Source organism: Sphingobacterium sp. SYP-B4668 (assembly GCF_027627455.1).
Taxonomy (GTDB): Bacteria; Bacteroidota; Bacteroidia; order Sphingobacteriales; family Sphingobacteriaceae; genus Sphingobacterium.
Genome location: NZ_CP115483.1, coordinates 4,079,414 through 4,099,758 on the forward strand (window position 1 = coordinate 4,079,414; position 20,345 = coordinate 4,099,758).

At 42.5% G+C, this 20,345-nt stretch carries 13 protein-coding genes; 6 read left to right on the forward strand and 7 right to left on the reverse strand.

The genetic code is table 11. From position 1 onward, the window contains the following. Window positions 1-561 precede the first annotated feature (561 nt). The 5 genes from OQ289_RS16630 to OQ289_RS16650 are packed head-to-tail and all read left to right on the forward strand — an operon-like array spanning window position 562 to window position 9,207. Window positions 562-1,974: an IPT/TIG domain-containing protein gene (locus OQ289_RS16630; RefSeq protein WP_270087972.1), complete on the forward strand. Its 1,413-nt coding sequence runs from the start codon at window positions 562-564 to the stop codon at window positions 1,972-1,974. 29 nt (window positions 1,975-2,003) lie between these two features. Beyond that, window positions 2,004-5,075 carry a SusC/RagA family TonB-linked outer membrane protein gene (locus OQ289_RS16635; protein WP_270087973.1) on the forward strand — a complete coding sequence of 1,024 codons (3,072 nt, stop codon included), beginning with the start codon at window positions 2,004-2,006 and terminating at the stop codon, window positions 5,073-5,075. Window positions 5,076-5,087: 12 nt separating this feature from the next. Then, window positions 5,088-7,166: a RagB/SusD family nutrient uptake outer membrane protein gene (locus OQ289_RS16640; protein WP_270087974.1), complete on the forward strand. Its 2,079-nt coding sequence runs from the start codon at window positions 5,088-5,090 to the stop codon at window positions 7,164-7,166. A 22-nt stretch (window positions 7,167-7,188) separates the two neighbouring features. After that, on the forward strand, window positions 7,189-8,190 hold the full coding sequence (locus tag OQ289_RS16645) for a DUF4973 domain-containing protein (RefSeq protein ID WP_270087975.1): 1,002 nt from the start codon (window positions 7,189-7,191) through the stop codon (window positions 8,188-8,190). A 51-nt stretch (window positions 8,191-8,241) separates the two neighbouring features. Then, entirely contained in the window at window positions 8,242-9,207 is a 966-nt protein-coding gene (locus OQ289_RS16650; RefSeq protein ID WP_270087976.1) for a glycoside hydrolase family 43 protein, read from the forward strand. Window positions 9,208-9,291: 84 nt separating this feature from the next. Here OQ289_RS16650 and OQ289_RS16655 read toward each other — a convergent pair whose 3' ends face one another. Continuing rightward, window positions 9,292-11,010 carry a GMC oxidoreductase gene (locus OQ289_RS16655; protein ID WP_270087977.1) on the reverse strand — a complete coding sequence of 573 codons (1,719 nt, stop codon included), beginning with the start codon at window positions 11,008-11,010 and terminating at the stop codon, window positions 9,292-9,294. Window positions 11,011-11,079: 69 nt separating this feature from the next. Further along, entirely contained in the window at window positions 11,080-12,249 is a 1,170-nt protein-coding gene (locus OQ289_RS16660; protein WP_033565293.1) for a glycoside hydrolase family 88/105 protein, read from the reverse strand. A 233-nt stretch (window positions 12,250-12,482) separates the two neighbouring features. Here OQ289_RS16660 and OQ289_RS16665 point away from each other — a divergent pair, with 233 nt between their 5' ends. Continuing rightward, on the forward strand, window positions 12,483-12,950 hold the full coding sequence (locus OQ289_RS16665; RefSeq protein ID WP_270087978.1) for an OsmC family protein: 468 nt from the start codon (window positions 12,483-12,485) through the stop codon (window positions 12,948-12,950). 105 nt (window positions 12,951-13,055) lie between these two features. Here the strand turns inward: OQ289_RS16665 and OQ289_RS16670 are convergent, their stop codons facing one another. From OQ289_RS16670 to OQ289_RS16690, 5 genes are all read right to left on the reverse strand, one after another. Further along, on the reverse strand, window positions 13,056-13,265 hold the full coding sequence (locus OQ289_RS16670) for a hypothetical protein (RefSeq protein WP_270087979.1): 210 nt from the start codon (window positions 13,263-13,265) through the stop codon (window positions 13,056-13,058). 113 nt (window positions 13,266-13,378) lie between these two features. After that, window positions 13,379-14,806 carry an efflux transporter outer membrane subunit gene (locus OQ289_RS16675; protein ID WP_270087980.1) on the reverse strand — a complete coding sequence of 476 codons (1,428 nt, stop codon included), beginning with the start codon at window positions 14,804-14,806 and terminating at the stop codon, window positions 13,379-13,381. Window positions 14,807-14,830: 24 nt separating this feature from the next. Next, a complete protein-coding gene (locus OQ289_RS16680) occupies window positions 14,831-17,977 on the reverse strand; it encodes an efflux RND transporter permease subunit (RefSeq protein WP_270087981.1) in 3,147 nt (1,048 codons plus the stop codon). Between the two features lie 26 nt (window positions 17,978-18,003). Continuing rightward, the gene (locus OQ289_RS16685; RefSeq protein ID WP_270087982.1) at window positions 18,004-19,137 is read right to left on the reverse strand and encodes an efflux RND transporter periplasmic adaptor subunit; all 1,134 of its coding nucleotides are present in this window, start codon (window positions 19,135-19,137) and stop codon (window positions 18,004-18,006) included. A gap of 234 nt (window positions 19,138-19,371) precedes the next feature. Next, on the reverse strand, window positions 19,372-20,265 hold the full coding sequence (locus OQ289_RS16690; protein ID WP_270087983.1) for an AraC family transcriptional regulator: 894 nt from the start codon (window positions 20,263-20,265) through the stop codon (window positions 19,372-19,374). Between the last annotated feature and the right edge of the window lie 80 nt (window positions 20,266-20,345).

Sequence of the window (20,345 nt, forward strand, 5' to 3'; positions counted from 1 at the left end):
TTTACAGATTGTATTAAAATCTTCAGTGGAAACTTCTGAAACAATAATCCAATTATTGACCATAATTGAAACAGGCGGCAAATAAATAAGACGTTGATTCGACTTTTTATTTAAATAAATCTCATTGTACAACCACATATTATTCAAATGGATACTATAAAAACACCCATGAGGGAATATTTGCGATATTTTTTTTGAAAAAGCAATAAAACACACCAAGGAGACAGACGATTATGCAAATATTCCGAATGCATTCAACCTCCCGACCTATTATATTACTAAAACTTTAGAATCTATTTATTAAACCTATATTTCAATGCAAAACAGTGTAAAAATTGGCAACTCATCCGTGCCTATAGAACCCAGTTCTCTCATTCAACGATTACAAGACATCCGGACATCCTCCTTCTGTTACTACTCTACTATCGTGACTAGTATACTCCAGCATCATTATCGATAAGAACGTCATGTCGGCGCCCTACAGATGCCCGTTAAAAGATTTCATAGATGATAATCACTATTAAACAACCCGACTTCAGTCGGAAAAAAAGCAATATCCTTATGGAAAAGAAAAACAGAATTAAACCCATATCTTGGCCTATTCAGGTCATAATAATCTTGCTTACGACGCTTTGTTTTATACAGTGTAAAGAAGACAGCGACAAGCAAACTATCGGTTTTGACCCTTCAAAACAGGTCGTAATTACCGACTTCTATCCAAAAGAAGGCGGCGTAGGAAGTAAACTGATTTTGTATGGAGAAAACTTTGGAAATGACATTTCCAAAACCAAAGTAGTCATTGGCGGAAAAGTAGCCAAAGTCGTCGGTGTGCAAAACAATAGCGTATACTGTGTTATCCCAGAGAAGGCCTACGCCGGAGATATTCGAGTCAGCATTCTAGACGATGAAGGCAAAGAGCTTGTAAATGTCGAAACCAAAGAACGATTTGAATACACGAAAAAATTACTGGTCTCCACATTTCTCGGCAAGTACTATGAAGTAGGAAGCAATTTTGAAGAAAAGGAAGGACCATTTAACGATTGTGGTGCATTCAAAGGCATGCTATGGTTCTCGTTTGACCCCAAGAACTCCAATCATCTATATTTCTCTGCCGACTACAACAGTGCCCGATTAATCGATTTTGAAAAACAGTATGTAAGCTACTTTCGGACTGGCTTTGACAGAGTTTCCGTACTCAATTGGAGACTTGATGCCAATCAAGATATGATTGTTTCGCACAACCAAAGCAGCGACACCAGGTATGGGAATTACCTATTCTCACGCGAATCAAAGTTTATTCAAAATAACCCCATCCCCGTGTACGCCAGAGGTGTAAACGGCACAATCATTCATCCACAAAATGGGGAGCTATACTATTCCAGGTTTAGAGCCGGAGATATTCGTCGCTACGACTTCGCTACAGGAGAAGACAAGTTAGCATTCCCCAATCCTTATAGTGCTGTAGCTATTTATATGGTTGTACACCCTTCCGGCGATTATGCCTATTTAATCCAGTACGATAGACACTTTATCATGCGTACCGATTATGATTACGCCAGAAAAACATTTACAACTCCCTACACCATCGCAGGAGCAGCAGGTTCATCGGGTTATGCAGACGGAGTCGGCACCAATGCCCGCTTGAATAACCCCGTACAAGGCGTATTTGTCAAAAATCCCGATTACGAACAGAATGGCGGAGATCAATACGACTTCTATTTCTGTGACAAGGAAAACCATGCCATACGACGGATGACCCCACAGGGAAGGATCAGCACTTTTGCAGGAAGAGGAAACAACGGCACCAGTGGTTATGCTGACGGTGATTTAAGAACAGAAGCCCGTTTTAAACAACCACAAGCAATCGCATACGATGAGGCGAAAGAATGCTTTTATATCGGTGATACCGGAAACTGGATCATTCGAAAGATTGCAAAAGAGGAAGAGGAAGAAGCAGTAGAAACCACGAATTAGTAGCAGCCTAATAATTGAAAACACACTATATGATGAAGAAATTTATTTTATTAACATATATCGTATTACAGGGGATTACCTTCGGTGCTTGGGCACAGCAAGAAGAGGTCATTGTAACCGGAGTCGTCACCAACACCAACAAAGAACCTTTGCTTGGCGTCAACATATCAATCAGCAACATGCCTGGATTGGGTACCCGGACAGATGAATCAGGAAAATACAGCCTAAAAGTTCTTCCCTATCAAACCTTGGTATTCACCTATATTGGGTACGAAAAAAAAGAAATCTTGTTAAAAGAGCAACGGATTATAAATGTCACCATGCTGGAAGCCGATGCAAGCGTACTTGACGAGGTAGTTATTACAGCTACCGGACCAGAGAAAAAAATCTCCGTCACGGGTGCAATTACGACTGTAGACGTAGAGCAGCTGAAATCCAATCCCTCCACATCCATAGCCAATGCGCTAGCCGGCGTTGTGCCTGGTATCATGGGGATGCAGACTTCTGGCCAACCAGGTAGTGTTTCTGAGTTTTGGATCCGTAGTATCTCTACATTTGGCGCCAGCAATGCAGCTTTAATACTTGTTGATGGTTTTGAGCGAGATATGAACGAGGTCAATGTCGAAGATATTGAAACTTTTACACTCCTAAAGGATGCCTCTACAACTGCTATATATGGAAGCAGAGGTGCAAACGGAGTCGTATTGATTACCACCAAACGAGGGAAAGAAGGAAAAGTCAACATCAATGCCAAAGTAGAAGGTTTTTACGACAGGCTCACCAAACTACCCGAATTTGTAGGTGGGTATACCTATGCATCTTTGGCCAATGAAGCAAAGGCCGCCCGTAATCAAGAACCCTTATATTCCAGAGAAGAACTAGAAATTCTACGTTTAGGATTAGACAATGACCTCTTCCCCGACGTCAACTGGATGGATGTACTTCTAAAGGATGGAGCAAAAAGTCAGCGTAGTATGCTTAGTATGAGCGGCGGTGGCAAGACAGCTCGCTACTATATCTCTGGGGGTTATCATAATCAAGAAGGGATGTACAAAGTAGATAATGCGCTAAAAGATTATAATACCAATACTAATTTTAAAAGATACACTTATCGCTTGAGTGTAGACATGGACATTACAAAATCCACGTTATTGAGAGCGGGGATATCCGGCTCGCTACGGAAGAAAAATGATCCCGGAGTAGGAACAGGATCCATATGGACCGCCCTTATGGGATACAACCCTATCACCGCACCACTCATGTATTCCGACGGCAAGATTCCAGCAGATGGCAATGACAACGGTGATCGATTCAACCCCTGGGTACAAGGCACCATGACCGGATATAACGAGAGCTGGAACAATAATATCCAAACCACGTTAAACTTAGAGCAAAAATTAGATTTCATTACCAAAGGTCTTCGGTTTATCGGTCGATTCGGATATGATACTTACAACAACAATTGGGTCAATAGATTTAAGCATCCCGAACTGTGGAAGGCGAGTCGCTATCGTGACGTAAATGGAGAACTCATATTCCAACGTATCACTGAAGAACGAAAAATGACACAATCCTCAGGGTCGGATGGCGATAAGCGGGAATTCTTTGAATGGGACCTTCATTACAACAGAGCATGGGGTGCCCATCAATTCGGAGCAGTTGCCAAGTACAATCAATCTTCAAAAGTATTTACTCAAAATATCGGGGATGACCTTAAAAATGGGATAGCCCGTCGCAACCAAGGCTTGGCCGGTCGTGTCAACTACAATTGGAAGACACGCTACTTTATTGATTTCAACTTCGGATATACCGGTTCAGAGAATTTCCATAAAGACCACCGATTCGGCTTCTTTCCTGCCATTTCGGGAGCCTGGAATATCGGACAAGAGTCATTTATCAAAGATTTGGGTTGGGTAGATATGTTCAAGCTGCGCTATTCCTATGGTAAGACAGGAAATGACAATTTAGGTAACACAAGGTTTCCTTACTTGTATGATATCGAACAAATGAGTGGCGGTGGGTACAATTTCGGTGATTTCGAATCTTCAAACCCATGGACCGGTATACGTTACTCCTCTATATCCTCTCCATTTGTTTCCTGGGAGATTGCCACCAAACAAGATTTAGGATTGGATTACAACTTTTTCAAGGGACAAATCGATGGGTCGATCGACTTATTTCATGAGCGCCGAGATGGAATCTACATGTCGCGCAATTTCCTTCCTGGATCCGTGGGCGTAGAGAGCACCCCTTCTGCCAATATAGGCGCTGTCAAGGTCAAAGGTTTCGATGGTCATATCAAATTAAAGCAGAAGATCAATCAAGTAGACCTTACCTTCCGTGGAAATCTTACCTATAGTAAAAACGAAATCTTAGAAAGAGATGAAGAAAACACCATTTATTGGTACAAACTACAAGAAGGATATCGTGTAAATCAAGCCCGGGGTCTAATAGATATGGGATTATTTGAAGACTACGACGACATCCGCAACAGCCCGAGACAGACATTTGGCGAAGTGATGCCTGGCGATATCAAATACAAAGACATCAACGGGGATGGAATAATAGATGATAATGACAAAGTGGCCATTGGAGCTACCACTAGGCCCAATCTTACCTACGGTTTTGGGGTATCCGCAAGTTGGAAAGGCATAGACATCAATATGCACTTTCAAGGAGTTGGCAAGTCCACATACTTTATCGATGGTTCCTCTGTATATATGTTTAGCCTAGGTGACGGCTGGGGCAATATATTGAATGACATCGCAGGTAGCAACCGTTGGGTTCTTGGGGAAAACGAAGACCCGAATGCCGAGTATCCACGGTTGACCTATGGTCCGAATTCCAACAACTATCAGAAATCCACTTTCTGGCTCAGAGATGGATCTTATTTACGACTAAAAACATTGGATATTGGTTACTCTCTCCCCAAAAACTTGGTTAACAGAGCCCACCTAAACAATCTTCGTGTATTTTTTATCGGCACCAATCTGCTTACATTTTCGAAATTCAAGCTTTGGGACCCAGAATTAGGTAGCACAAACGGAAAAACCTATCCGCTCAGCAAAACGCTATCACTAGGACTATCAGTTAATCTATAAGCAACAAGAAACATGAAAAGAATAGCTATAATTTTATCCACCATCGGATTCATATTAACAACCACCGCGTGTTCCAATTATCTCGATTCAGATTACCTGTTTGATGAACGTATGACTACCGAGGACGTATTCACCAATTCAGATTATGCAAATAGATGGTTGGCGCGCGCATACTCATTTCTCGGCACTAACCATATGCAAGACGTCAGCAGCAAGAAAAGCTTACCGTTCAATTTTGCGGACGACATGTATTACGGGGATGAGAACGATGGATACAAGAGATGGAAAAATGGAGAATACTCCGAGAATGGATTAAACGGTGAAAGTAAGACAATATGGGACACCGGATACAAAGGTATCCGCCAAGCCTCTATTTTCTTAAGCAACATCGACCTCAACAAGGAGTTCTCGGCCCAAGAATTGACCGACCTCAAGAGCCAAGCACGCTTCCTAAGAGCATATTTCTATTGGATACTCCTTAGAACCTATGGTCCAGTGCCCCTTCTGCCAGAAGAAGGTATCGACTATACCAAAGAATATGACGCCATAGCCCAACCACGAAACTCGTATGAGGAATGTGCAGAATATCTTGCTCAGGAACTTGCCGAAGCCGCCAAGGGACTACCCCTTCAACGCGGTATACAACAGATATCTCGCCCTACACGAGGTGCTGCTTTGGGTCTACGCGCCCGCGTGTTACTTTTCGCTGCAAGCCCCCTATTCAACGGAAAAGCACCAGCCGACGTAGCTGCCGCCATGGTCGACAAAAAAGGGAACCCCTTATTATCACCCACATATGACGAGTCCAAGTGGGCAAAAGCTGCAGCTGCTGCCAAAGATGTAATCGATTTAGGTCGTTATCAACTCTATGTCGCCTATAAGAAAAGCACGGGAGATATTGCCTACCCAGCAACAGTCACTCCCGCTAATGATAATAATTTTTCGAATAGTGCTTGGCCTACCGGTTACAACGACATCGATCCTTTTGAATCCTATCGCGCGCTCTTCAACGGCACTATTCCAGCATTCCAAAACCCAGAGCTGATTTTTACACGTGGTCAAAATCAAGGTGGTGAAGGAATAAAAGTATTAGTACTCCATCAATTACCTCGCTTAGAAGGAAAAGGGTATAATTCACATGGTATGACCCAAAAGCAAAGCGATGCCTATTATATGCGAGATGGCAGTGATTTACCGGGCATGAATGACATGTACCAAGGTAGACAGGGATATGAAGGCCGTTACAATACACAGCCTCGTCAGTTAGGGTTAGTCCGTCCAGACGAACTAGCCAACTATCCCGAACTAGGGCCATTAGGCAAAAATGTTAGTAAACAATACGCCAGACGCGAACCTCGATTCTACGCATCAGTTTCATACAATGGCTCAACTTGGCATCTCCTTAAAGCTGAAAAAGAAAGAGATGAAGTCAGTAATGTACAGATATTCTACTATCGCGGTGATCCAAATGGGTACAAGAATACAACCTATTGGCCCCGCACCGGGATTGGCGTAAAAAAATATGTTCACCCCGACGACATTAGCAACGTAGCAGTTTCAGCATACGACCAAACCCGTATTAGAGACAAATCTGACCCAGCAATGCGTTATGCTGAAGTACTTTTAATTTATGCAGAAGCGTTGAACGAGTTGAATGGATCCCACACCATCCCTGCCTGGGATGGCAGTAAGACACATACAGTATCGCGTAATGAAGCTGATCTCAAGCAAGGAATCCAACCCATCCGAATCCGTGCTGGAGTTCCCGACTACAGCAGTGATGTATATGCAGACCAAAACCGATTCCGCATTAAATTAAAGCGTGAACGTCAAATTGAATTATTTGCCGAAGGACACCGTTATTTCGACCTTCGTCGTTGGACAGATGCACCAGCAGAAGAGTCCGCCCCTGTTTATGGATGTAATGCATATAGTACGAAAGAGCTCCCTGATTTATTTCACACACCTGTAGAAATCCCATCACTACCCTCTATATTCACCCTTAAAATGTGGTTTTGGCCTATTCATTATGACGAGCTTCGACGCAATAAATTACTCACTCAGAATCCAGGTTGGACCAATCCAGAATAATTAATCCAATTACAAAAAAATCATGAAGAATATATATATCCTATTTTTGGTGACGATTACCTCTCTCTGCTTTATATCCTGTAATGATGAATGGGAAAATGAGCAGTACCGACAGTTGGCCTCCTTTAAAGCAGAGCCCAACGCTCAAGGTGTGACGACAGCTTACATCCGGTACAATCCATCTGGAAAAATCCGGTACAATCTACCTGTTATTATCAGTGGTTCTACGCCCAATACAAGCACACGCACCGTACGTATTGGCCTAGACCCCGATACACTAGCAACCTTAAATAGAGAGCGCTACGGCCATCGTCAAGAGCTCTATTTTCAACAATTGGGAAACCAATATTACAGCATGCCCGAATCAGTAGAAGTCCCTGCTGGCAAAAGCACGGTTACCATGCCCATTGAGTTTTCCTTAGGCGATTTGGACCAAGCCGATAAGTGGGTCTTACCCTTACAGATCTTGGAGGGTTCGTCCGATAATTATCAAATCAATCCACACAAGCACTATCGCAGAGCTATGCTACGTATCACCCCCTTCAACGACTATTCAGGCGAATATGGAGGCACACTCTATAAAATCTTTCTAGATGGAGATACCAAAGAGCCGTTGACATTGAATACACATCGGACTTTTGTAGCAGATGAAGAGACGATTTTCATCTATGCCGGCACTAGAGATATTGATTATGTAGACCGTAAGAATTATAAAGTATTTATCAAGTTTACCGACGATATCATAGATGTACAAAAGAGAAAATTAGAAATATGGAGTGACAATGCAGCAAACAACAAATTCAAAAAAGGGAGCAATCAATCCTATTATACTATTGAAGAAGAATGGGATCCTAAACTTCCATACATGAAGCATAAATATATCACCCTATATTTGTCGTACGAATTTGAGGATTACACCAGTGTACCAGGTCAAAAATTGAGATACACCGTAGATGGCACATTATCCATGCAGCGAGACCTCAACACCCTCATACCGGATGAAGATCAACAAATTCAGTGGTAATAAAAAAAAATAGTCAATCCTTGAGCAGATTTGAGCTTAACAATAAATATTATGAAACATATTCCTTATCGTCTATTATCGATTACATGTTTACTGCTTATGCTGTCCCTATATTGTAGGGGCAGCAATAATAGACCTCCTCAAATTATTGACAGCAAGCTACCTATTGCAGATCCTTACGTATTATACCATAGCGGCAAATACTATGCTTATGGCACCCGAATCGATGGTTTTGAAGTATATATTTCCGAAGACCTAAAACATTGGAAGCGTAGCAAAAATCTAGCCCTTTCACCTCAAGATTCCTGGGGCACACGATGGTTTTGGGCACCTGAAGTATACTATGTAGCTTCCCAAAAAAAGTTTTACATGTTCTATTCCGTTGATGAACATATTTGTGTCGCTTCCTCCTCTAGTCCCGAAGGTCCTTTTATCCAAGACGAGAAAAAACCTATTATTGCCAAAGAAAAAGGAATCGACACCTCTCTTTTTATCGACGATGACGGAACGCCATATCTATTTTATGTTCGTTTTACTGATGGAAATGTAATTTGGATGGCGGAGATGAACAAAGATCTTCAAAGCATAAAGACAGAGACCCTCACAAAATGTATTAGCGCTACCGAGCCATGGGAGAAAAAACAAGCCACAGTGGCAGAAGGCCCCTCTATCTTGAAACGAGGAAACACCTACTATTTAATTTACTCCGCCAATCACTTTGAAAGCCAGGACTACGCAGTAGGCTACGCAACAGCCAGTTCGCCCAAAGGACCTTGGAAAAAATACAAAGGCAACCCCATCCTAAGAAGAGACCACCCCTCAGCATCTGGATTAGTAGGCACAGGTCATGGAGCTCCATTCATAAGTGCTGACGGAGGTTATAAATACATCTATCATGCACACGCCAGCACCAGCAGTGTCGGCCCACGTACATCTTACATCAATGATATGGCCATTTCATCTGATGGTGCAATCAGCATCGTTGGAGATCCCATCAGACCAGTTGTTGTTAAATAGTAATCCCACAACAGGATTTTAAACATGACAGCTCTATCTCCTTTTCAACCGCAAGTACCTGCGGCTGAAAAGGAGGTAATCATATTATATGTCACCATTTTTAAGCGCTTTGACAGCATGATCCACAGCCCTTGCTGTCAATGCCATATATGTCAAGGTCGGATTTTGCGTAGCTGTTGACGTCATACAAGCACCATCAGTGACATACACATTCTTACAAAGGTGCATTTGGTTCCACTTATTTAATAAAGAAGTCTTCACATCATTCCCCATTCTAGCCCCTCCCATTTCGTGAATATCGTTTCCGGGACGCCGATGATCATCCGCCGTCTTAATATTAGAAAATCCCGCCGCTTCGTACATTGCTGTCATCTGCTCATAATAATCTGTCCGTCTCTGCCAGTCATCATCCGAGTAGTCAATAGAAATATGCAAAAGCGGCACTCCCCATTTATCGGTCTCAGCTCCATCCAGCCATACTCGATTGCTTTCCTTAGGAATAGTTTCCGCCATCATGTGGGAGTGTACACGCCAGTTGCTCCATTTTGACTGATCTAACAAAGCAGTCTTCAGCGAATCCCCGAAGCCACTCGTTTCCCGGATTGGGCTTCTATTAGCACTAAAAGCCGCTGCCCATCCACGCAAAAAATCGGTCTCTTGGCCATTAACATTCCGAAAGTTCGGAATGTAACCGCCACCAGCAGGATTTCTACCATCCGTCCTGTATTCCAGCAAACCATCATATTCCGCACTGATACGAGCGGTATAATTATGAAAAGCCACGTATTTACCCAGCAAGCCACTGTCGTTTCCTAGCCCCTGAGGAAAACGTTCTGATTTCGAGTTCAGCAAAATTAGATTTGTATTCAGCGCCGATGCATTTACAAAGATGACCTTCGCAAAGAAATCGATTTCTTCTAAAGTTTCCGTATCCATTACTTTTACGCCAGTAGCTTTGCCCGACTCCTGATCATAAAGAATGGAGTGGACCACTGAGTGCGGCCGCAGTGTGAGGTTACCTGTTTTCTTCGCCCATGGAATAGTAGAAGAATTACTACTAAAATACCCACCAAAAGGACATCCTCGCTGACACAAGACTCGATTTTGGCATTGAACTCGTCCTTGTTCAATATGTATAGGTTGTGGATCCGAAAGATGTGCACATCGAGCACTGATGACATGTCTATCCTTAAATTGTTGACTCACCGATTTACGAAAATAATCCTCCACTACGTTCAAAGGATACCCCCGCAAAAAATCACCATCCGGAAGTGTGTCCAATCCATCCTTATTTCCTGCTATTCCGACAAATCGCTCAACATAGCTATACCACGGAGCAATATCTCCATATCTGATTGGCCAATCTACCGCAAATCCGTCTCTAGCCGGTCCTTCAAAATCATATTCACTCCAACGTTGTGTCTGTCGAGCCCACAATAAAGATTTACCACCAACTTGATAGCCCCTAATCCAATCAAAATCCTTTTCTTGTACGTAGGGATGTTCCTCATCCTTCACAAAAAAATGTTGAGTATCTTCACGATATGCATAGCATCTATTCGCGATAGGATTAGCCTTCTTATCTGCATATACGATCTCATTGCGGTGCTCCAATTCATACGGATATAGATTGGTGGTGGGATAATCTTTTACATGCACGACATCTCGACCACGTTCCAATACCAGTGTCTTGAGCCCCTTTTCTGTAAATTCTTTCGCTGCCCATCCTCCACTAGCACCGGAACCGATTACTATTGCATCAAATGTTCTCTCCTTGACACCATCTATATTCAGGTTTGCCATAATATGTTGTGGTTTAAAATTGTATTCAGACTTAGTCTCTTAATTAATGCCAACAAGATACATATTTTTTTATTTACCCTTACTATCACTCGCTAAGGCATATGCACACCACAAAAGAGCTGCCTGACCATGTAGATCTCCCGTTAGTTTTTTCCGATCAAGATAATATTGATAATCATTCTTAGCCCCTGTACCTTCACACACATTCCTAATATTGTTATCCTCATTCAAATATGTCAACAAAGAAAGCCAAGCTTTGCGTGCAGCAGCTCCATATATCTTTTTATCCAGCCAGCCGTTCTTCACACCCGTCACCATAGCATAGGTAAACATAGCTGTTCCCGAGGTTTCTTTCCATGAATTCGGGTCATCAATAATTTGCCCCCACATGCCATCATAAGCTTGGTAACGCAAGAGAGTCTCCATCATTTTGGCATATGCAGCTTCGATTCTTGGTCGATATTGATTATTCTTCGGAAGCATTCTCAACATCTCCGCCATCCCAACAGCCATCCACCCATTGCCTCTACTCCAGAAAAAAGGGGTCCCCGGGGCGTGATAAAACAGCCCATTCTCACGCTGTATACGGTCTAGATATAATACCATCTCGCGCGCTGCTCGATCTATGTATTTCTCGTCCCCAGTTGTCAAATAAGCTTGCGCCTGGACGGCCGTTATCATAAACATGTCATCGATCCAAATCCGTGTCTGCCATGAGTATCCCTCATCGTGCCATTTTTTCTCCGTTTGATTTGGATTTTCTGGTAAGATCCACTGACCATCTGCGTATTTCATACCAAGATCTAAGTACTTAGCATCTCTGTTCACTTTATATAACTCTAGCGGAAGAGCGCCAAAAACATAAAAATCTACCACATTATGATCCTTTGGACGCATGCTCGGCACTAAGTGTTTTTCAGTGGTAAATAGCGGTTCAAATCGATCCACTAACCGACCGTACAGCCCCTCGTCCTTAATAGCTTTCGTAAACCATAATCCACCCAACCATACACATACATCAGGATAGCTAATCAGTGTAGTTTTGTGTTTTGAATTTATATAACCCCAGTGAGAGTGGGGCGTTTCTAGATACCGCTCTGTAAGTTTGATTCCGATTTCTTTGGGCTGACTTCCTTTTGGAAAATGTTTCAGATCATAGCTTTGTGAATGTGCATTTTGAACGATTAGAAAAGATAGTAGTACATGTGCTATCAGCAAGCGGATTACATTTTTACTCATGTTTGTTTTAATTTGGTATATAGTAAAGTTCTTCATTATCTCAATAACCCAATAGAACATTTAGTTCAAAAATCACCATTATCGTCTCATAGATTTTGAGATAAAAAGCGCCATTCACAAATCGCTTTTTTTCTACAATACACCGACATAAAAGCTAGTCTGCTTTTGTATCTTCGATAGATATGGAAGCACGGACAAACTGGAAACACTAACGAATACCCATCAAAGCAGAGATGAAACAACATATATATACATCACAGATTGTATGGACCGGCAACAACGGGACAGGCACCGATCACTATAAGAATTACGAAAGAAGCCACATCATTGCCGTTCCACACAAACAGGTTATTGAAGGCTCCTCTGACCCAGCATTTCGTGGAGACCATACCAAGCACAATCCCGAAGACTTATTCCTTTCCTCATTATCGTCTTGTCATATGCTTTGGTACCTTCACTTTTGTGCGGCACAGCATATCATCGTTGAAGAATATATGGATATGGCCGAAGGTATCATGTTGGAAGAACGGGATGGCAGAGGATACTTTTCTGAAGTCACCTTACATCCCACCGTGGTGGTTAAAACCGAAGACATGATTCAAACAGCAATCGAATTACACCAAAAAGCAAATGAATATTGCTTCATGGCCAATTCTGTAAAGTTTCCCATAAAGCATTTCCCCGTCGTGAGGGTTGGGTAACACAACATTTGGCCACAGAGAAAAAAACAAAATCAGGACCAACACCGTGAAGTATAGCTATGAATACCACAGTGTTGCGTGTTCGTTATTTTGAACCGTAACCCATCAATAGTATAAACGACGACAACGGTGCCCCGCTTTAGAAAGCATCTCTATAATCTCACTACTGATATCAGTCTTAGCTTCCACTCTCAAAATCTTGTCTACATCTTCTAGGTCTACAGACCAGGAGACAAGGTCCATCAATGACGTCATATTGAGTCTCAGCTTTTCATTAAGCTTTTGAATATTCGTGGCAAATATTAATACAATCATAGTTAATAGTTTAATGCCTTTTAGACAATGGGGACATGTTTAAATCTAACCCACTGCACGAGGTGCAGCAGGCTAGATAGACCCTTTTAAAGAGGATCTCCACACACACTTCTTTAAAGACTTCCCCCGCCTAAAGAGCGGTATAATACAGTTAGCGCCTGTAGACGACTAGTGCGCACATTGGCTAGATCCAGTTCAGCTTGAAGCTTATTGGTTTGTGCTAGAATAATATCAAGATAAGTCGCGCTATCATACTTAAACAGCGTCAATGCTTGCCCCACCACCGCGTCAGCCTTAAGCACCAATTGCTCGGTTATTTGATGCTGCTGTTCTAACTTCTCAAGTTGATTAAGCGCGTCAGATACCTCGCCTACCGCCGTAAGCACACTCTGTTTAAAACGAAGTTCAGCCTGATCGTAGTTCACTTGAGATTGAAGATATCTTGTTTTCAGTTGTTTACCCTGAAATATGGGTTGGGCCAAACTTCCGCCCACTATTCCAAATAGTGAACCTGGAATACTAAACCAATTACTAGCTTTAAAAGCATTCAATCCTCCCTGCGCCGTAATATTAATAGCAGGATACATACTTACTTTAGCCACGTGAATAGCTGCAACGCTTTTACGCAGCTCCACTTCGCGTCCTTTAACATCCGGTCTGTGACTCAGCAGCTCAGCAGGCACCCCCGAGCTTATCGCAGCATAGGGAGCAGTATCCTCAAGTCCAATAGATCGCGTTATCTTGCTTGGAAAACTACCCGTCAATACACTTAATGCATTCTCTTGTATCTGTATTGCATTTTCAATGGTCGGAATACGATTCATAATTTGAATTTTGGCAACTTCTTGTTGTTCCACCGGTAGTGACTGTATCAACCCTAGTTCATATTGCTTCTTCAAGAGCAGCAAGGCACTGTCTGCAAATGCCAGATTCGCGTTCGTAATTTTCAATTGCTTATCCAGCATTAGTAGATTGTAGTATCCCTGCGCAATTTCTGATATCAATCTGATCTTCACGACCTTTGCCCCCTCCTCACTGGTAAGCAAATCCATCAAAGCCCCTTCTTGTGCACCCTTTATTTTTCCCCAGATATCCGCCTCCCATGATATAGCCACAGCACTGTTATAATCTTGCATATATCGATCTCCAAGAAATTGCCCAGCCATCATACCATTCATACTATTGTTGGACGGTCTCGTAATAGTAGTACTTCCGATAGTCGCGTCTACTCTCGGCAACCCAGCCAACTTAGTCTGCTTATAACCCAATGCTGCAAATTCAATTTGCTTCAAAGCTATCCTAAAATCATAATTATGGACGAGACCCCTGTCAATAAGTCCGATCAAAACCGAGTCTCTAAAAAAATCTTTGTAGTCCAATTCGGCGACATTCTCCACCGTATCTACCACACTACTATCCACACCAGTATATATATTAGGCAGCTCCATGTTAGGGCGTTCATACTTACGCACAGAGCAGGCCGTCATTAGCCCCATCAAATAGAGGGGTATTATTATTCTCTTTATATTTACTAACATCATATATATTTATATCCCTATGAATCTTTAATAATCCCAATCCTCTTCAGAAACCTGCTTACCGCTCAACCTTTCCTGCAAAAACTGAAAAACTACAAATAGCACCGGTGTAGTAAAGATTCCTACAACCGTACCGAACAGCATACCAAATACCGCAGCATATCCAATAGAGTGATTTCCCAAGGCTGAAGGCCCAGTGGCAAACAGAAGAGGCAGTAACCCCGTGATAAAAGCAAGGGATGTCATTAATATAGGTCGCAATCTAGCCTTTGCTCCTTCTACCGCAGCTGCCACCAAGCTCTTACCGGCCCGACGTCGTTGGATCGCATATTCAACAATGAGAATACCATTTTTAGCCAATAGACCAATCAACATGACCAATGCGACCTGCACATATATATTGTTCGATATATCCGCAAGTGTAATCCCAATAAATACACCCAATAGACCTAGCGGGATTGAAATCAACACCGATAGCGGTAAGATGTAACTCTCGTACTGTGCCGACAGTAAAAAGAAAACAAAAACGATACATAGTCCAAATATCACTAGCGATTGCCCCCCCGAACCACGCTCCTCCCTACTCATACCTTTATAATCATATGAGTAATTCGCAGGAAGTACATCGACAGCCACTTCATCAACGGCTTTCATCACCTGTCCTGTACTGAAACCCGGTTTCGGCATTACCGTCATGTTCACAGCATTGAATAAGTTGAACCGATCGACGACCTCTGGTCCCGTTGTCGGTTTGAGACTTACGAGTGTGCTAATCGGGACCATCTCATTCTTATCATTCTTTACAAAAATCCCCTGTAAAGACGACTGGTCCTTTCGGTATTCGGGTGAGGCCTGTACCAGCACCCTGTAGTATTTTCCAAATCGATTGAAATCCGAAGCTTGGATACTCCCATAATACCCCTGCATCACCGTCATGACATCTGCTAAACTTACACCTAACTGATAGGCCTTAGCCTCATCTACAACCACCTCAAATTGCGGAAATCCGGTATTGAAGGTTGTAAACGCAACTGCAATTTCTGGTCGCTGCATCAGTGCTCCCATGAAACCATAAGCCGTATTTCCAAATTTATTCAGATCTCCCGATCCTTTATCCTGAAGAACGAGTTCCATACCACTGGTATTACCAAACCCATCTACTGTAGGCATATTCAACACTAAGAAGGAAGCACGCCTATCCTGGGATAGTTGCCCTTGTAATTGTCCAATGACGTCGTCAATCTTTTGGACACCTCCCCTATCCTTCGGCAATTTGAGTCTGACGAACAGCGCTCCAGCTGAAGACGACATAGATGAGCTCATTAGATTGAAACCTGTCACCGCCATTACTCGATCCACCGCAGCATGGTCGCCCAGCACCTCCTCGACCTGCTTTATGACAGCATCGGTCCGATCCTGCGAAGCTCCCGGGGTCAAATTGACCGCCACCACTATAAAGCTCTGATCCTCATCCGGAATAAAGCCCGTAGGCGTATTCACGAACATCCATAAAAACAATACACCCAATACCCCCATCCCCACGAATGCAATCCACTTACGTTTGATAAGCAATAGGATAGATTTTCCATATCGAAATGTCAATTTATCAAACGCCGCGTTGAATCCTATAAAAAAGCGCTGCTTGAATCCTATACGGGTATCCACATCTCCGTGACCATCATGCTGTTTCAGAAATAATGCGCACAATGCCGGGCTCAACGTCAGTGCATTTACCGCCGAAATCACAATCGCAATAGCCAGCGTCAGCGCAAACTGCTGATAGAACAACCCCGTCGAACCCTTCATAAAACCGACCGGAACAAACACGGCAGACATCACCAATGTAATGGATACAATTGCTCCCGAAATCTCACTCATGGCTGACATAGTCGCTGCACGTGCATTCAGTTTTCGCTTTTCCATCTTCGCATGCACAGCCTCCACCACCACAATGGCATCATCCACGACAATACCGATAGCCAGTACTAACGCAAATAAGGTCAGAATATTAATGGAAAAGCCAAATAAATTCATGAAGAAAAATGTACCTATGATAGATACCGGAACTGCAATTGCAGGAATCAAAGTCGACCGAAAATCCTGTAGGAAAATAAACACCACGAAGAATACCAAAATGAAAGCTTCGATCAACGTTGTCACGACCTGACTAATCGACTGATCCAATGATTCCTTTGTACTATATGGAATATTATATTCCATTTTATCTGGAAACGTTTTGGCTAGCTCTTCCAGCTTGACCATCATGGCCTCTTGCACTTCATTAGCATTAGATCCTGCCATCTGATATAATGCCATTGTCACTGCTGGTTTTTTATCTGCCCGCGAGCTTACCAAATAACTATATGCACCAAATTCTAATCTTGCCACATCTTTTAATCGCAGCACGGTACCATTATTGAATGCCCTTAGTATAATATTCTCATACTGTTCTGGGTCCGTAAATTTACCTTGATAGCGTAGTGCATACTCAATAGCTTCGGTCGTAAGCTCTCCAAACTTTCCAGGAGCAGCTTCTAGATTTTGCTTCTGTATAGCCATACTCACCTCCGTGGGCGTCAAGTTATAAGCCGATAATTTCTGTGGATCTAGCCATACCCGCATAGAATAGTCCTTATTCCCATATACCATCGCATCCCCTACACCTTTGACACGTTTCAGTTCCGGCACTACATTTATTTTGGCATAGTTCTCTAGGAAAAGATCATCTAACGAGCCATCATCACTTGTTAACGTCACCATCGCGATCATACTATTTTGCTTTTTCAGCGTTGTTATACCACTTTGTACCACCTCAGCTGGCAATTGGTTGGTCACTTGCGCTACACGGTTCTGCACATTGATAGCTGCCTGATCAGGGTCCGTCCCTAATTTAAAAATCACGGTAATAGACAGTGTACCGTCATTACTTGCAGTAGAGGTGATATAATCCATGTTCTCCACACCATTTATTGCATTTTCCAATGGTGGAGCCACGGATCGAGCTATAGTTTCCGCGTTGGCACCTGGATAGCTTGCCATTACGTTGACCGTTGGAGGTGCTATATCTGGAAACTTAGTAATCGGCAACGTCAGCATCCCGACGATACCAAGGATAACCAGCAGCACGGAGATAACCGTAGCCAATACTGGTCTTTTTATAATATTTTTTAACATTTTACGACAAAGTTGTTGTACTTGAGTTATTGATTTGCTTTCTCTACCGAGACTGGCGTTCCCGGCTGTAACCTTTCGAAACCAGCTACAATATATCGGTCACCTACAGATAGCCCCTTAGACACGATATACTGATCCCCTGATTTCCCTGAAATTTCAATAGGCACTTGCACGGCTTTGCTTTCTTGATCGAGTGAGAAGACATATTTCTTATCCTGTATAGCTATTGTTGCTGATATCGGCACCAATACCACATCACTATATTGCTGTGGGATAAGTACTTTGCCCGTATTGCCGCTTCTCAAAGTTGTATTCGGATTGTCAAACTTTGCCCGTAGGGTAATGGAGCCGGTACTTTTGCTAAACTGTCCTTCGACCGCATCAATCCGGCCCGTTTTATCATGAAGCGTCCCATTGGCTACCATCAGAGATACGGCAGGGGTCCCAGCTAGTTTTTCCTTAATAGAAGCCCCAGGATATTGTGCCTGAAAATCCAGAAATTCGTTCTCTCCCATGCTAAAGTAAGCGTACACATGATGAACATCCGATAGGAGTGTAAGAGCCTCCAAATTTGTTGGAGCAATCAGACTTCCCAGACGATAGTTGAATCGTCCCACATACCCATTCACTGGAGCTTTTATAGCACAAAAATTGAAATTTATTTTAGCCGACTCGACCGCAGCCTGTGCCTGCTGGACTGCCGCCTTGGATGCGGCATACACAGTCTCTGCTTCTCGTACCTGCAAGTCAGATACCATTTTACTGTTCAATAGTTCTTTTTTACGATCCAAATCCAGCAAGGTATTGGAGAGGTTCGCTTTAGTCGCCATCAGAGAAGCCTCTGCGTTTTTTAATTGTTCGGCAAAGGGACCGTCTTCGATTCTAAACAACACCTGTCCAGCCTGGACATAATCACCTTCATCTATCAGGATTTGTTTCAAGTAACCCGATACCTGCGGACGGATCTCCACATTGGTTATACCCTCTATTGAAGCTGTATACTCCGTATGAAGATGTGCGTCTCCAGACTTTACCACATCAACGGGGAGTACTATTGGTTGTGATTGATAAGACTCCTCTCCTTTGGGCCGACTGCATCCAGCAATCAAGAAAAGAGATAAAAGAAGTCCCGAGGACTTAAGAAAGGAAAGCTGATTCATTTATATATAGATTTTTTTAACACCGACAAAAATGAAGATTTAAAAAAATCAGAAGGAAAAACGAAGTCGCCAAAATTTGTCCAAAGGTCGCCTTCAAAATCAAACATGACAAAAGGCCAACAATTCTGATTAAAACTGTAAAATCAAGCAAATAGACAATAAAACCAAAGTCAAATAAACTCCATTTTATCAAAAAAAAACAACATGGATTGCGGTTCCTAGAACGGATTGTTATTAGAAAAGGTCGTCACGTTTATAGTCCGACGGATTGGTACCCGTGTGCTTTTTAAAGAATTTACTAAACACAGCTTGATCCGAAAAATTAAGTTGCTCAGCAACTTGACAGACATTGTTACTCGTATTTCGTAGCAAGAGTTTAGCTTCAATCGTCAAGATTTGGTTGATGATATCGCTTGGCGTCTTCGACATTGTTCTCCGAATGACACGGCTCAGATATTTTCGACTGATACACAATTCATCCGCATAAAATTGTATATCATGATGAGCGACAAAGTGCGTCCGTACCAGTGCAAAAAAATCTGTCGTAATTTCCTCTTCTCTAGAGGTCAGCAACCGTACTGTTTCATTCCTTTTGAAATGATTATCAATCTCATACATCAGCAATGAGAAGTGATGCCATATCATCTCATTAAAATAATAGTTTTCTGCGTCAGGACGATTTAGCGCCTCCAGTTCCTCCATATGAAACATCAATCTTCTAAATAACCCCGATTGTTGAGCAATCACACCCGAAGGATGGTCTGTCAGCCTGCGCAGCATATCGTTTGATTTATAGTTGAATCCCGCCTCATTAATAAATTCATTAGAGAAAAAAATCTCCTTTGCTTTGTAATCAGGAGAAATATAATCAATAGTAAAAGACTCCCGCAGTACCGTATAGATGACATCGTTTGCCTTGACCTCAAATGACTGATCATCTACTGTAAAACGGCCACTTCCTGCTGTCACCAAGACTATTCCTGAATAGTTAGCCTTGTACCAAAGATTAAGTTTAATTAACAGATTACTCCGATCCATATCAAATACGATATAGTCCTTGATTCTCAAATCTGTATTGAGATGTGCAATCAAGTCTTCAAAGTTGAGGATAGCAATTTGATGTTCCATGCAAAAGCACGTTGTTAAAAAATTACAACGTCTGTAAAGGTAGGTTTACTTCGCTAATTTTTCTAGACCTCCTATCTCCA